The organism is Mesorhizobium sp. M8A.F.Ca.ET.207.01.1.1, assembly GCF_004794715.1.
Classification (GTDB): Bacteria; Pseudomonadota; Alphaproteobacteria; order Rhizobiales; family Rhizobiaceae; genus Mesorhizobium.
In genome coordinates this window covers 525208-539518 of sequence record NZ_SRUS01000003.1, presented here as the reverse complement: position 1 = coordinate 539518, position 14311 = coordinate 525208, and the positions used below count along the sequence as shown (strand labels likewise).

Annotated in this window: 12 protein-coding genes; 8 read left to right on the top strand and 4 right to left on the bottom strand. The window is 64.1% G+C overall.

Going from position 1 to position 14311, the window contains the following annotated elements:
• Positions 1 to 58: 58 nt before the first annotated feature.
• From EN850_RS11375 to EN850_RS11360, 4 genes are all read right to left on the bottom strand, one after another.
• On the bottom strand, positions 59 to 1282 hold the full coding sequence (locus tag EN850_RS11375) for a glycosyltransferase family 87 protein (RefSeq protein ID WP_136091259.1): 1224 nt from the start codon (positions 1280 to 1282) through the stop codon (positions 59 to 61).
• Between the two features lie 55 nt (positions 1283 to 1337).
• Positions 1338 to 1967 (bottom strand): alpha-ketoglutarate-dependent dioxygenase AlkB, encoded by a 630-nt coding sequence (locus tag EN850_RS11370; RefSeq protein WP_136091258.1) that lies wholly within the window; start codon positions 1965 to 1967, stop codon positions 1338 to 1340.
• 169 nt (positions 1968 to 2136) lie between these two features.
• On the bottom strand, positions 2137 to 2574 hold the full coding sequence (gene arfB / locus EN850_RS11365; RefSeq protein WP_136091257.1) for an alternative ribosome rescue aminoacyl-tRNA hydrolase ArfB: 438 nt from the start codon (positions 2572 to 2574) through the stop codon (positions 2137 to 2139).
• Between the two features lie 91 nt (positions 2575 to 2665).
• Complete coding sequence (locus tag EN850_RS11360; protein WP_136091256.1) at positions 2666 to 4276, bottom strand: phosphoenolpyruvate carboxykinase; 1611 nt, start codon at positions 4274 to 4276, stop codon at positions 2666 to 2668.
• Between the two features lie 344 nt (positions 4277 to 4620).
• Between EN850_RS11360 and EN850_RS11355 the strand changes: the two genes are divergently transcribed.
• The 8 genes from EN850_RS11355 to tsaE all read left to right on the top strand — a co-directional run bounded on the left by EN850_RS11355 (position 4621) and on the right by tsaE (position 14309).
• Entirely contained in the window at positions 4621 to 5322 is a 702-nt protein-coding gene (locus tag EN850_RS11355; RefSeq protein WP_010912942.1) for a response regulator transcription factor, read from the top strand.
• Positions 5323 to 5346: 24 nt separating this feature from the next.
• Positions 5347 to 7131, top strand: a complete 1785-nt coding sequence (locus EN850_RS11350; protein ID WP_136091255.1) for a sensor histidine kinase — start codon at positions 5347 to 5349, stop codon at positions 7129 to 7131.
• 19 nt (positions 7132 to 7150) lie between these two features.
• Positions 7151 to 7612: an HPr kinase/phosphorylase gene (locus EN850_RS11345; protein WP_136091254.1), complete on the top strand. Its 462-nt coding sequence runs from the start codon at positions 7151 to 7153 to the stop codon at positions 7610 to 7612.
• 164 nt (positions 7613 to 7776) lie between these two features.
• Positions 7777 to 8178, top strand: coding sequence for a PTS sugar transporter subunit IIA (locus tag EN850_RS11335; RefSeq protein ID WP_010912939.1), 402 nt, complete (start codon positions 7777 to 7779; stop codon positions 8176 to 8178).
• Positions 8175 to 8471, top strand: a complete 297-nt coding sequence (locus EN850_RS11330) for an HPr family phosphocarrier protein (RefSeq protein ID WP_127275650.1) — start codon at positions 8175 to 8177, stop codon at positions 8469 to 8471. The genes EN850_RS11335 and EN850_RS11330 overlap by 4 nt, the downstream gene beginning before the upstream one ends.
• 173 nt (positions 8472 to 8644) lie before the next feature.
• A complete protein-coding gene (ahcY, locus tag EN850_RS11325; protein ID WP_127279621.1) occupies positions 8645 to 10045 on the top strand; it encodes an adenosylhomocysteinase in 1401 nt (466 codons plus the stop codon).
• 188 nt (positions 10046 to 10233) lie between these two features.
• Positions 10234 to 12789: a PAS domain-containing sensor histidine kinase gene (locus EN850_RS11320; protein WP_136091253.1), complete on the top strand. Its 2556-nt coding sequence runs from the start codon at positions 10234 to 10236 to the stop codon at positions 12787 to 12789.
• 8 nt (positions 12790 to 12797) lie between these two features.
• Positions 12798 to 14309, top strand: coding sequence for a tRNA (adenosine(37)-N6)-threonylcarbamoyltransferase complex ATPase subunit type 1 TsaE (gene tsaE / locus EN850_RS11315; protein ID WP_127279619.1), 1512 nt, complete (start codon positions 12798 to 12800; stop codon positions 14307 to 14309).
• Positions 14310 to 14311 lie beyond the last annotated feature (2 nt).

The window sequence follows — 14311 nt, the reverse complement described above, 5'->3', positions numbered from 1 at the left end:
CGAGCGGATCGAGCCCGATGGACACCCCGCGGAAGAGAGCCGAGGGCACGGCAATGGTTCACCGTGGCGATGATATCCGGCCGTCAGCTATCGTCGAGGTCACGCGTTCGCGGCCTATTATGTCGGCAAGCATCCATGCCGACAGGGACAAGGGCACCAACACGCCGATGCCAAGCCCGATACCGTTCACCAGATGGGCGATGGCAGGATAGAGCCAGATGAGCGCCAGGAAAATCCTGGGCATGTTGACGCGCGTCGAAAACAGGTAGGCCACTGCGACGGCAAGACCGACCGTGTCGTAGCTGTAGCCATACGGCGTCGCGACCGTTGCCAGCACGGCGGTAAGGACCACTCTTTCGCCGTGCTCGACCTGCCGCCGGGGCAACCAGACCCAAATGGCGGCGCAGATTGCGGCAATGGTCGCAACAGCCTGCATCGCATAGGCCACTGTCAGCCCGGCGCCGCATGCGCGCGCCAGGAAGAACATGGTTGCGGCATTGGCCTGGTAGGGTTGTGGATAGGGCGCCTCGAGGATCGCCGTCATCAGAGGGCGGGTTTCGGTCCAGAACAGATGCCAGACGTCGAACCCGAGCGAGAGCCCGGTCAAAATGAACAGTGTGGCCGATGACAGGACCGCGGCGGCGATGGCACGCCAGTTGCCGCCGGCCAGCAGGCAGAACGGCACCAGAATGCCCAGATGCGGCTTGATCGTCAGCAAACCGAACAGCAGCCCAGCCAGGATTGGCCGTTTTGGCGCCACGGCCAGTCCGCCAATGAGAAGAGCGGTGGTCAGGGCACCGTTCTGGCCGAAGATGGCGTTGATGAAGACGGCCGGACACACAAGGACGGCCGCTTCGGCCAGCTTGTCCAGTTTCAGCGGCCGCACCGCCAGCCAGAGGCAGAAGACGGTGCCGAAAGTCCAGATGAAATAGGCCGGAAAGATCGGCAGCAGCGCGAGCGGCACGCCGAAGACCAGGATGCTGGGCGGGTAGCTCCATTCCTGGTTGGGAAGATCGGGCGAAAACATCCGCCGCAAGGCCGCGCGATAGCTGTCGACGTCAAACAGCCAGGCTACATGGCCGTCGAGCGCCATGCGTCCGCCGGCCCACAGATTGGTGAAATCCCAATAAGGCAGCCGGTCACTGAGTTCGGAGAAGCCGTGCTCGTCGAAGGTCCACAAGGCAAGATGATAGCGCAGTCCGATCAGGATTCCGGTGGACAGCACAAGTGCCGCGAAACGGAAATCGGATCGATTGCGGGCGGTCTGATCGGCCTGTGCCATTGCGCTGTTTCCAAGACCCTGTCCGCCTTGGTAAACGACGCGCGTTAAGATCGGCTTAGTTGGAGATCTCGTCGGGCTTCGTCACCCGCCGCAGCGTCAGATTGATCCTGCCGCCGTTCTTGAGCAACGCCGAGGTCGAAGGGTAGATGCGGTCGACGCCATGGAAGGCAAGACGGCCCTCGCCGCCAAGCACGACGACATCTCCGCTTTTCAGCCTGAACGATTTGGTGGCGCCATCGCGCGTTGTCTGGCCGACCCTGAACAGACAGTCGTCCCCCAGCGAGACAGAGACGACGGGCGCCGAGAAATCGGCCTCGTCGCGATCCTGATGCAGGCCCATCTTCGCGTCGGGCGTGTAGAAATTGATCAGGCAGGCCTCCGGTGGATTCGCGTATCCCGACACCTGCCGCCACAGCTCGAGCAGGCTGTCGGGAATAGGCGGCCATGGCTCTCCGGTCAGCGGATGCGTCGGCTGGTAGCGATAGCCGCGTTCCTTGTCGGTGACCCAGCCGAGCGGACCGCAATTGGTCATGCGCACGCTCATCTCCTTGCCGGTCCGCGGCATGGCCGGCACGAACAGCGGCGCTTGCTGGACGATGCTCCTCACCTCCTCGACCAGCATCTCCTGGACGGCACGTGACAGATGGGCCGGCATGTGGCGGACGCCTTTGGGCAGAACGAGCATGGACTGGTTCACCTTGCGAATGTTCGGAGCCGCAAGATGCCACCATCACAGGCAGAGGGCGACCCGAAAGCCGTCATCGCTTTCACTGAAATTGCCCAGGCAGAACGCGCGGTGAATTCGTTTCCCCCAATTGGCCAAAGGCGGTTGACGGGCACGTTTGGCGTGGTGCTTAGTCGTCCCCCACCCGGCCGCGCAGCTTCTTGATCGTGCCGCGCCCCGCCTTGCTCTTCAGCCGTCGCTCGACCGCCCCCTTGGACGGCCGTGTCTTCTTGCGCGGCGGCGGCGGTGGTTCGGCGGCCTTGGCGACCAGTGCCGTGAGCCTGGCCCGCGCATCGGCGCGGTTCTGTTCCTGGGTGCGGAAGCGTCCAGCCTCGATGACGATGACACCGTCCTTGGTGGCGCGCTGGCCGGCAAGTTTTATGGTCCGCTCGCGCACGCGGTCCGACAGGCCCTCCGCGTTCTGGGCATTGAAGCGCAGTTGCACCGCCGTCGCCACCTTGTTGACGTTCTGGCCGCCGGGACCGGACGAGCGGATGAAATCCTCGTGCAAATCGCCCGGGTGGATTACGGCCTCGCCTGAGATGATGATGTCGTCGTCGATCGGCATGCCGCAGTCATGGCGCGGCGGACCGAAAAAGAAAAGGCCCGATCGAAACCGGGCCTTCAATGGTGCCGAGCCGCGGCGATGCCTTTGGCGATTACTCCGCCGCTTCCTGCATGCGAGGTGCCGCCCCCAGCACCACGGCGTCGACATGGCTTTCGAATTTCTCGAAATTGACGGCGAACATGCCGACCAGCCTTGCCGCCTGCCGGTCATAGGCCGCCTTGTCCGCCCAGGTTGAGCGCGGGTCGAGAATGGCGCCGTCGACGCCCGGCACCGCCACCGGCACCTCGAAGCCGAAATTGGCGTCGGTGCGGAAAGCGCCTGCCTTCAGCGAGCCGTCGAGGGCGGCGGCGAGCAGCGCGCGCGTCGCCTTAATCGGCATGCGCTTGCCGGTGCCATGGGCACCGCCGGTCCAGCCGGTGTTGACCAGCCAGCAATCGGCGCCATGGCGGGCGATCAGCTCGCGCAGAAGGTTGCCGTATTCCGACGGATGGCGCGGCATGAACGGCGCGCCGAAACAGGTCGAGAAGGTCGCCTCGGGCTCGGTCACGCCCTTTTCGGTTCCGGCGACCTTGGCCGTGTAGCCGGAGAGGAAATGATACATCGCCTGCGCCGGCGTCAGCCGGGCGATCGGCGGCATCACGCCGAAAGCGTCGGCGGTCAGCATGATGATGTTCTTCGGATGACTGGCGCGCCCGGTCTTCGAGGCATTGGGGATGAAGTCGAGCGGATAGGCACAGCGTGTGTTTTCGGTGAGCCTGCCGTCATTGAAATCCGGCACTGCGTCGGCATCGAGCACGACATTTTCCAGCACCGTGCCAAAACGCTGCGTGGTGGCGAAGATCTCCGGCTCGGCTTCCGCCGACAGCTTGATCGTCTTGGCGTAGCAGCCGCCTTCGAAATTGAAGATGCCGTGCGGGCCCCAGCCATGCTCGTCGTCGCCGATCAATGTGCGGGACGGATCGGCCGACAGCGTCGTCTTGCCGGTGCCCGACAGGCCGAAGAAGATGGCGGCATCGCCGGCCGGTCCTTCATTGGCCGAGCAGTGCATCGGCATCACGCCCTTCTCCGGCAGGAGGTAGTTGAGCATGGTGAATACCGACTTCTTCATCTCGCCCGCATAGGAGGTACCGCCGATCAGCACGATCTTGCGCGTCAGGTCGACGGCGATCACCGTTTCGGTGCGGCTGCCATGGCGGGCGGGATCGGCGCGGAAGGACGGCAGGTCGATGATCGTCATGCCGGGCACGAACTGTTCGAGTTCGGCCGCGTCGGGACGGATGAGCAGGTTGCGGATGAACAGCGAGTGCCAGGCAAATTCGGTGATCACCCTGGTGGGCAGCTTGAGCCCCTCGTCGGCGCCGCCGACCAGATCCTGTACATAGAGATCCTTGTCCTCGGCGTGGGCCTGGAAATCGGCGAGCAAAACGTCGAATTGAGCCGGCGAGATCGCCTTGTTGTTGTCCCACCAGACATGCGGCTCGGTGGCGCCGTCGCGAACGACGAACTTGTCCTTGGGCGAGCGGCCAGTGTGCTGGCCGGTCTCGGCGACGAGCGCGCCATGGGCGGTCAGCCGGGCTTCGCCGCGCCGGATCGCTTCCTCATAGAGGGCGGCCGCGCCGAAATTGTAGCGCACCATGCCGGAGGTTTTCAGACCGATACGATCGATCGCGCAGGCACGATTGCGTTTGCCGATTTCCGACATTGGAGACCTTTCTCAAGATTTGCCGCATCTTTGCCGGCGTATTTCCGGCACACCCGCCAAGCAGGCCAGGATGGTCAGAACCAGAAAAGCCAAATGATATCAAATCATTAATCGATTTAAATATTTTGAAAGTTGTTTAAATCGTTTATATATGCGAAAAGTTTCGTGGTTGCCCAAAGGATTGGTGATGTTCGTTCGTCCAATCCGTGTCGAGGTTGAATTGTGGCCGGCGGCACCCTGCTCGTGACAGCGGACAAGGCCTACGCCACATTTTGTACCTAATTTGTCCTGCAAAAGCCCCTTCTCTACGAAAGAAGGGACAGCTCATGAGGGAGCCGCTTGAAATGGCAACAATCGCGCTTGTCGATGACGACCGCAACATTCTGACGTCGGTGTCGATCGCCCTCGAATCCGAGGGATATCGTGTCGAGACCTACACGGATGGTGCGTCCGCGCTGGAAGGCCTGGCGGCGCGGCCGCCGAATCTGGCCATCCTCGACATCAAGATGCCGCGCATGGACGGCATGGAGCTTCTGCGCCGGATGCGCCAGAAATCCGACCTGCCGGTGATCTTCCTGACCTCCAAGGACGATGAGATCGATGAATTGTTCGGTCTCAAGATGGGCGCCGACGACTTCATCCGCAAACCGTTCTCGCAGCGCCTGCTGGTCGAGCGGGTGCGCGCCGTATTGCGCCGGGCCAGTGCCCGCGAGGCCGCGGCAAAAGCGCCCAGCCAGCAGGCTCGCTCGCTCGAACGCGGCCAACTCGTCATGGATCAGGAGCGCCATACCTGCACCTGGAAGGGCGAGCCGGTAACGCTCACCGTCACCGAGTTCCTGATCCTGCATTCGCTGGCGCAACGCCCCGGCGTGGTAAAAAGCCGTGATGCGCTGATGGATTCGGCCTATGATGAGCAGGTCTATGTCGACGACCGCACGATCGACAGCCACATCAAGCGGCTGCGCAAGAAGTTCAAGGCCGTCGACGACGACTTCGAAATGATCGAAACCCTTTACGGAGTCGGATACCGGTTCCGCGAAGCGTAAAGCCTAGGCAGGAGCTGCTATTCGATGGCAGTGGAAGCACAACGAAGCAGACCGGCGGCCGCTGCCAGGCGGCCGTCGCGCATCATGCCGTCCTTCGTGTCGAAATTCACGGTGCCGATGCGCCGATTCCTCGGCCACCATATCTTTTCCAGCCTGACGCGGCGTATCCTCTTCCTCAATCTCGCCGGGCTGGCGGTGCTCGTCACCGGCATCCTCTACCTCAACACCTTCCGCGACGGTCTGATCGACGCGCGCGTCGAAAGCCTGATGACGCAGGGCGAGATCATCGCCGGCGCCATCGCGGCGTCGGCGACGGTCGAGACGGATTCGATCAGCATCGACCCGGAAAAGCTGCTCGAGCTGCAGGCCGGCGAAAGCCTGGGACCTGGCTCGGACCAGCTCGATAATCTGGATTTTCCGATCAATCCGGAGCGCGTGGCGCCGGTGCTGCGGCGGCTGATCTCGCCGACCCGCACCCGCGCCCGCATTTATGACCGCGACGCCAACCTGCTGCTCGATTCACGCCATCTCTATTCGCGCGGCCAGATCCTGCGCTACGACCTGCCGCCGGTCGAAGAGGAGGAACCCGACCTTGTCGAGCGCGTCCAGAAATTCATCTTCGACTTCTTCCGCAACACCGACCTGCCGGTCTATCACGAGCAGCCGGGCGGCAACGGCGCCGCCTTTCCGGAAGTGGTCAAGGCGCTGACCGGCAGCCCGTCGACCATCGTGCGTGTCTCGGAACAGGGCGAGCAGATCGTCTCGGTGGCGGTGCCGATCCAGCGTTTTCGCGCCGTTCTCGGTGTGCTGATGCTGTCGACCGAAGGCGGCGATATCGACAAGATCGTCGCCGCCGAACGCAAGGCGATCCTGCGCGTCTTCGGCATCGCGGCGCTCGTCACCGCCATCCTGTCGATGCTTTTGGCCTCCACCATCGCCAACCCGCTGCGCAGGCTGTCGGCGGCGGCCGTGCGGGTGCGTCGCGGCGTCAAGAGCCGCGAGGAAATCCCCGATTTTTCCGACCGCCAGGACGAGATCGGCAATCTGTCGATAGCCGTGCGCGACATGACCAACGCGCTCTATGCGCGCATCGAGGCGATCGAGAGTTTCGCCGCCGATGTTTCGCATGAGCTGAAGAACCCGCTGACGTCGTTGCGCAGCGCCGTCGAGACGTTGCCCCTGGCGAAGAATGACACCTCGCGCGCGCGTCTGATGGAGATCATCCAGCATGACGTCAAACGGCTGGACCGCCTCATCACCGACATTTCCGATGCCTCCCGCCTCGACGCCGAACTGGCGCGCGAGGACGCGGGAACCGTCGACCTGAAGAAATTCGTCACCGACCTCGTCGCTGTTTCGCGTGAAACGACGCGCAACAAGAAGGCGGTCGAGATCGAGCTCAAGGCTGCCAAGCTGCCACAGGGCGCCAAGGGCTATGTCGTCGTCGGCCATGACTTGCGCATCGGCCAGGTCATCACCAACCTGATCGAGAACGCCCGCTCCTTCGTGCCCGAGGATCATGGCCACATCAGCCTGTCTCTGGCGCGCGCCGGCAAGTTCAACATCCTGACCGTCGACGACAATGGGCCCGGCATCCGCGCCGACACGATCGACCGCATCTTCGAACGCTTCTACACCGACCGGCCGGCCGGCGAGGCGTTCGGCCAGAATTCGGGGCTTGGCCTGTCGATCTCCAGGCAGATCGTCGAGGCCCATGGCGGCACGCTGACCGCCGAAAACATTCCCGGCACCAAGCCCGGCGAGATCAAGGGCGCACGCTTCGTCGTGACGCTGCCGGCCGAGGGATGACCTTGGCCCTGATATAACCATGCCCGAAGCCGCCGCGCAGCCTGAAAACATCCACGGAACCGCGATCCTGATCAGCGATCGCGGCGTCCTCATCACCGGCCCGTCCGGGGCCGGCAAGACGACACTGGCGCTGACGCTCCTGGACCATTGCCGGGCGCGCGCGCTGTTCTCGCGGCTGATCGGCGACGACAGGCTGCTTGCCTCGGCACACGCCGGGCGGCTGGTCTGCCGCGTGCCGCCGACCATCGCCGGTCTCGCCGAGGTGCCTGGGTTCATGCCGCGCCCGCTACCATTCGAGCCGGGCGGCGTGATCGACCTGCATGTGCGGCTTGTGCCGAAGGCGGAAATGGCCCGTTTCCAGGAGGAACTCAGTGAGCCGGTCGCAGGCTGCCCGGTGCCGTGTATCGACCTTGCGGAGCGCAACGCCGCCACGGCCTTGCCGGCCATCATGGCGCGGCTGTCGATCGCGCCTTTTCTATGATCCGCCCTGGGTTTTTTGCTGCAATGCGTCAAAATGGCATGGGCCGGCGCAATTTTGGGCTTGTCAACGGGCCGCGCGTCGACAAGATAGCGCTCCCGCCGCCTGGATTGGCTGGCGAGCATAAAATGCGCCTGTGAAGCGGCGATGACGGGAGCCACCAAAGAATGATCGGACTCGTGCTTGTAACGCACGGTCAACTGGCCACCGAGTTCCGACATGCCGTCGAACATGTCGTCGGGCCACAAGACAATTTCGAAACCGTGGCGATCGGTGCCGACGACGATATGGAGCAGCGTCGCCGCGACATCGTCGACGCGGTCGCCCGTGTCGATACAGGGGCAGGTGTGATCGTGCTGACCGACATGTTCGGCGGCACGCCATCCAACCTGGCCATCTCGGTGATGGAGTCCGGCCGCACCGAAGTGATCGCCGGCATGAACCTGCCGATGCTGATCAAGCTGTCGTCGATCCGCAAGGGCGACAACATGGCGGCGGCGCTCGATGAAGCGCAGGCCGCGGGCCGCAAATACATCAATGTCGCCAGCCAGCTTCTGAGCAGCAAATGAACGCGATATTCCCGGAAAAAGACCAGATCGTCCGGGAGTTTCCGATCGTCAACCAGCGCGGCCTGCATGCGCGCGCCTCGGCGAAATTCGTCCAGCTCGCCAGCGGCTTCAACGCCTCTGTCCATGTCGAGAAGGACGGCGTCCAGGTCGGCGGCACGTCGATCATGGGCCTGATGATGCTGGCCGCCAGCCCGGGATACTCGATCCGCGTCACCGCCAGCGGCCCGGAGGCGCTCGAGGTCATGGATGCGCTGGAGCAGCTTGTCGCCTCCCGTTTCGGCGAAGAGTGCTGACCCCGAAATCAGCCCTCCGGGACATGCACGAATAAAGATTTCTTTATATCCCATTGTCGTGTGGAACCTGATCTGCTAGTCAGACCGGCAATTCGCGCCCTTGGAAATGTCTTCCGGCACGGGCGCATCCGCAAACAATTCGCACGCATAACAATTCGCATCGGAGCACTGCCATGACGGGTAGCAAGGACTATGTGGTCGCCGACATCTCGCTTGCCGGCTGGGGCCGCAAGGAACTCGATATCGCCGAGACCGAAATGCCGGGCCTGATGGCCTGCCGCGAGGAATTCGGCGCCAAGAAGCCGCTCAAGGGCGCGCGCATCACCGGCTCGCTGCACATGACCATCCAGACGGCGGTGCTGATCGAGACGCTGAAGGTGCTCGGCGCCGATATCCGCTGGGCTTCCTGCAACATCTTCTCGACCCAGGATCACGCCGCCGCGGCGATTGCCGAGGCCGGCATTCCGGTCTTCGCCGTCAAGGGCGAAAGCCTCGAACAGTACTGGGACTACACCGACAGGATCTTCCAGTGGGCCGATGGCGGCCTCTCCAACATGATCCTCGATGACGGCGGCGACGCCACCATGTACATCCTGATCGGCGCCCGCGCCGAGGCCGGCGAGGACGTGCTGTCCAATCCGCAGAGCGAGGAAGAGGAATACTTCTACGCCCAGGTCAAGAAGCGCCTGAAGGCTTCGCCGGGCTTCTTCACCAAGCAGAAGGAAGCGATCCGCGGCGTCACCGAAGAGACGACGACCGGCGTCAACCGGCTCTACCAGCTGCAGAAGAAGGGCCTGCTGCCCTTCCCCGCCATCAACGTCAACGACTCGGTGACCAAGTCGAAGTTCGACAACAAATATGGCTGCAAGGAATCGCTGGTCGACGGCATCCGCCGCGGCACCGACACGATGATGGCCGGCAAGGTCGCGGTCGTCTGCGGCTATGGCGATGTCGGTAAAGGCTCGTCGGCCTCGCTCAAGGGCGCGGGCGCCCGCGTCAAGGTCACTGAAGTCGACCCGATCTGCGCGCTGCAGGCGGCGATGGACGGTTTTGAAGTGGTCACGCTGGAAGATGCGGCACCGACCGCCGACATCGTCATCACCACCACCGGCAACAAGGATGTCGTCACTCTCGACCATATGCGCTCGATGAAGGACATGGTGATCGTCGGCAACATCGGCCATTTCGACAACGAGATCCAGGTCGCGTCGCTGCGCAATCTGAAATGGACCAATGTCAAGCCGCAGGTCGACATGATCACCTTCCCGGACGGCAAGCGGATGATCCTCCTGTCGGAGGGCCGCCTGCTCAATCTCGGCAACGCCACCGGCCATCCGAGCTTCGTCATGTCGGCGTCCTTCACCAACCAGGTGCTGGCCCAGATCGAGCTCTACACCAAGGGTGAGCAGTACCAGAACCAAGTCTATGTGCTGCCCAAGCATCTCGATGAGAAGGTCGCGCGCCTGCATCTCGACAAGCTCGGCGCCCGCTTGACCGAGCTGTCGGGCGAGCAGGCCGCCTATATCGGCGTCACGCCGCAGGGTCCGTTCAAGCCGGAACACTACCGCTATTAACCAAAGCCGAATTTACTACAAGATATTGATGCCGGGCGATTGACTTTTCGCCCGGCTTTATTTTTGCGCCGAATGATTCTTCACGCCGATTCCAGCAGGCGCTATTGTTGTGATTCGCGGGTCCAGGGGCGAGGACCGGCGCACGCGTCAGGGCGGTCTTGCATTCAGGCGGCGAAGAGGACCAAGACATGCCGGGGGAAAACCCGCTTCACGCGGGACAGGCCGTTTCCGGCGGCCACGATGATTCAGGGACCATGGGCTGCGCCACACGCGGCGAGCGCCTTTCCTGGCGCGCCCGTGCGGGATTGCTCCTTGCCGGTTCCGCGCTTGCCTGCGCCTTGCAGGGGGCGGTCGCGCATGCCCAGGCGGCCGGCGCCGCGGTGGCCGGTCTTTCGATCAGCACCGTCGAGGTCGTACAACTGGCGGTGTTCGTCGGCGTAACGGGTACGGCATTCCTGTCGGCCATCGTTCTCATCCGCGAACGAGCGCGTACCTCGGCGGAGAATGTCGAGCTGAGAAGCCGCGTCGCCGATGTCAGCGCGGCATTGCGGCGTTCGGAAGCGCTGCTCAATTTGCGCGACCAGCGTGTCGTCGTCTGGGCCTCGGAAAACAAGAAGCCCGAACTCATCGGCACATTGCCGACCGAAAGCGGCGCGCCGGAGGAACGGGCCGCGTTCCTCGCCTTTGGCCGCTGGCTGATGCCGCGTTCGGCGGCGGCACTCGAACATGCCGTGGCGGGTTTGCGCGAAAAAGGCAGGCCGTTCGACCTGGTGATCGAATCCCAGGCCGGCGCTCCATTGGAGGTGCATGGCCGCAAGAGCGCGGCCCATGTGCTGGTGCGGTTTGTCTCGCTGTCCGAGACACAGCGCAGCCAGGCCCGGCTCAAGATCGACAACCAGCGGCTGGCCGCCGACCATGACACGATGATCGGCCTGCTCGAAGCGCTGAAGATGCCGGCATGGCTGCGTGACGAGCATGGCCGCCTGAAATGGGTGAACCGGGCCTATGCCGACGCCGTCGAAGCCGAGAGCGCGGAAGCCGCCGTGCGCGGCGCCAAGGAGTTCCTCGGCGGCCAGGCGCGCGACGCCATCGCCACGCAGCACAAATCGCATCCGGTGTTCGAGCAGTCGCTTTCGACGGTGATCGAAGGCGACCGCCGCGTGTTCGCCGTGACCGACTTTGCCGGCGCCGACGGTTCGGCCGGCCTTGCCTGCGACACCAGCGCCATCGAGGCCATCCGCGGCGAATACGAGCGGACTGTGCGCAGCCACGCCGATACGCTCGACCAGCTCAACACCGCGGTCGCCATCTTCGACACCGACGAGAAGCTGCGCTTCTTCAACCAGGCTTTCCAGAAACTGTGGGGGCTCGACAGCGGCTTCCTGCACAGCGCGCCCGACAACGCCCTTTTGCTCGACCGCCTGCGCAGCGAGGGCAAGATCGCCGAACAGCCGGAATGGCGCCGCTGGAAGGAAGGCCTGCTCGGCGCCTACCGTGCCGTCGAATCGCAGGAACACTGGTGGCATCTGCCGGACGGCAAGACGATCCGTGTCGTCGCCAATCCGCAACCCAAGGGCGGCGTCACCTGGGTGTTCGAGAACCTGACCGAGAAGATGGATCTCGAAAGCCGCTACCGCACCGCGGTTCGGGTCCAGGGCGAAACGCTCGACAATCTGGCGGAAGGCGTCGCGGTGTTCGGCCCCGACGGCCGGCTGCGCCTGTCGAACCCGGCCTTCGCCACGCTGTGGGGGTTGGACGCGGAAGCCGCCAAGCCCAATGTGCACGTATCGGCCATACGCGAGCTCTCCGACCGACAAGCGGTCGAGAGCCCCTGGCCCGGCTTCGTCGCCGCCATCACCGGCTTCGACGACGAGCGCCGCGACCGCCACGGCCAGACCGAGCTCAACAACGGCACCGTGCTGCGTTACGCCGTGATTCCGCTGCCCAACGGGCAAGTGATGATGACCTTCGTCGACGTTACCGACAGCGTCCACGTCGAACGCGCGCTCAAGGACAGGAACGAGGCGCTCGAGAAATCGGACCAGCTCAAGAACGAATTCGTCCAGCATGTGTCCTATGAACTGCGTTCGCCGCTGACCAACATCATCGGCTTCACCGAGCTGCTGTCGCTGCCGGCAACCGGCCCGTTGACGCAGAAGCAGCGCGAATATGTCGAGCATGTCGGCTCGTCCTCCTCGGTGCTGCTGACCATCGTCAACGACATACTGGACCTTGCGACCGTCGATGCCGGCATCATGCAGCTCGACATTTCCGAAGTGCATGTCGACCGCACCATCGCGGCCGCCGCCGAGCTTGTCGCCGACCGGCTGGAGGAGCATTCGATCCGGCTTGCGGTCGACGCCGCCGCCGCGCCGAAGACGTTCCATGGCGACGAAACCCGCATCCGCCAGATCCTCTACAATCTGCTGAGCAACGCCGCCAATTACGCGCCGGAGGCCAGCACCATCCGGCTGGCCTGCCGCCAGCTGGCGGACGGAGTCGAGTTCTCGGTTCACGACGACGGGCCCGGCATGCCGCCTGATGTGCTCGATTCGGTGTTCCGCCGCTTCGAGCCGCGCACCAATGGCGGCCGCCGCCGCGGCGCCGGCCTCGGCCTGTCGATCGTCAAGAGCTTTGTCGAACTGCATGGCGGCGCCGTTCGCATCGAAACCGGCAAGGACAAGGGCACGACCGTCATCTGCACCTTTCCCGACATGCCGGGTATCCGCGCAGCGGCCGAGTAGCGCGCTCGATGACGGAACCGGTGCTGGAGCGTTTGCTCGCCGACGAGACCCAGACGGCGCGACTGGGCGAGGATCTGGCGCTGGCGCTGCGCGTCGGCGACGTGCTGGCGCTCAAGGGCGATCTCGGCGCCGGCAAGTCGACGCTGGCAAGAGCGCTCATCCGAACACTGGCCGACGATGCCGATCTCGAAGTGCCGAGCCCGACCTTCACGCTGGTTCAGAGCTACGACACACGCATCCCGGTCCATCATTTCGATCTCTACCGCCTGTCCTCGGCGGCCGAGCTCGACGAGCTCGGCTTCGAGGAAGCAATCGCGCAAGGTGCCGCCCTCATCGAGTGGCCCGAACGGGCTGAGGGCTATTTGCCCAAGACGACGGTGCTGATCGAACTCGTCCAGCACGGCGAGGGCCGGCTGGCGCGCCTGTCGGGGCAAGGCGCGAGCTTCGACCGTGTGGCGCGCTCGCTGGCCATGCGCGGCTTCCTCGACAACGCCGGATGGGGGCAAGCGCGGCGCCGGCATTTCATCGGCGATGCCTCGGCCCGCTCCTACGAGATCGTCTCGCTTGCCGGCGAGGCGCCGCGAGTGCTGATGAATTCGCCGCGGCTGGTGCTCGGCCCTCCCGTGCGCGACGGCAAGCCCTATGCCGTGATCGCCCACACCGCGCAGTCGGTGTCGGCTTTCGTCGCCATCGACCGTGCGCTGCAGGCTGCCGGCGTCGCGGTGCCCAGGATTGACGCGCAGGATCTCGACCAGGGCTTCCTGCTGCTCGAGCATCTGGGCTCGGAAGGCTTTCTCGCCGGCAATGGCGAGCCGGTCGCCGAACGCTACGAGGCAGCGGCCGAACTGCTTGCCATGATGCATGGCAAGACCTGGCCGCCCCGCATGGAGGCGGCACCCGGCGTCGTCCATGACGTGCCGCCATTCGATCGCGACGCCATGCTGATCGAGGCGGACCTGCTGATCGACTGGTACGTGCCGGCGATATCGGGCGGCCCGGCGAGCGACGCGCTGCGTTCCGGCTACCACAGGACATGGAACGCGCTTCTCGACCGGCTGCAAGGCAGCGAATACACGTTGATGCTGCGCGACTTCCATTCACCCAACATCATCTGGCGCGGCGAGCGGTCCGGCCTCGACCGGCTCGGCATCGTCGACGTGCAGGACGCGCTGATCGGTCCCGCCGCCTATGATGTCGCCTCGCTTGCCATGGACGCCCGCGTCACCATCCCGCCCGAGATCGAGAAGCGGACGCTTGCTGCCTATGTCGCGGCGCGTCACAAAGCCGGCGGCTTCGATGAAGCAGGCTTCCTCGAAGCCTACGCAATCATGGCCGCGCAGCGCAATTCCAAGATCCTGGGCATTTTCGTGCGCCTCGAAAAACGCGACGGCAAACCCTATTATCTCAAGCACCTGCCGCGCATCCGCGACTATCTCAGGCGGGCGCTGTCGCATCCCGCGCTCGCCGAGCTGCGGGATTTCTACGGCGCGCACGGGTTGCTGGAGGAACGAGCGCTGTGACA

Bases quoted from the DNA above. Each gene is read 5' to 3' on its own strand.
- EN850_RS11360 (WP_136091256.1), bottom strand. From the start codon at position 4,276: ATGTCGGAAATCGGCAAACGCAATCGTGCCTGCGCGATCGATCGTATC.
- EN850_RS11320 (WP_136091253.1), top strand. From the start codon at position 10,234: ATGCCGGGGGAAAACCCGCTTCACGCGGGACAGGCCGTTTCCGGCGGC.
- EN850_RS11330 (WP_127275650.1), top strand. From the start codon at position 8,175: ATGAACGCGATATTCCCGGAAAAAGACCAGATCGTCCGGGAGTTTCCG.
- EN850_RS11350 (WP_136091255.1), top strand. From the start codon at position 5,347: ATGGCAGTGGAAGCACAACGAAGCAGACCGGCGGCCGCTGCCAGGCGG.
- EN850_RS11345 (WP_136091254.1), top strand. From the start codon at position 7,151: ATGCCCGAAGCCGCCGCGCAGCCTGAAAACATCCACGGAACCGCGATC.
- ahcY (WP_127279621.1), top strand. From the start codon at position 8,645: ATGACGGGTAGCAAGGACTATGTGGTCGCCGACATCTCGCTTGCCGGC.
- EN850_RS11355 (WP_010912942.1), top strand. From the start codon at position 4,621: ATGGCAACAATCGCGCTTGTCGATGACGACCGCAACATTCTGACGTCG.
- EN850_RS11375 (WP_136091259.1), bottom strand. From the start codon at position 1,282: ATGGCACAGGCCGATCAGACCGCCCGCAATCGATCCGATTTCCGTTTC.
- EN850_RS11335 (WP_010912939.1), top strand. From the start codon at position 7,777: ATGATCGGACTCGTGCTTGTAACGCACGGTCAACTGGCCACCGAGTTC.
- EN850_RS11370 (WP_136091258.1), bottom strand. From the start codon at position 1,967: ATGCTCGTTCTGCCCAAAGGCGTCCGCCACATGCCGGCCCATCTGTCA.
- arfB (WP_136091257.1), bottom strand. From the start codon at position 2,574: ATGCCGATCGACGACGACATCATCATCTCAGGCGAGGCCGTAATCCAC.
- tsaE (WP_127279619.1), top strand. From the start codon at position 12,798: ATGACGGAACCGGTGCTGGAGCGTTTGCTCGCCGACGAGACCCAGACG.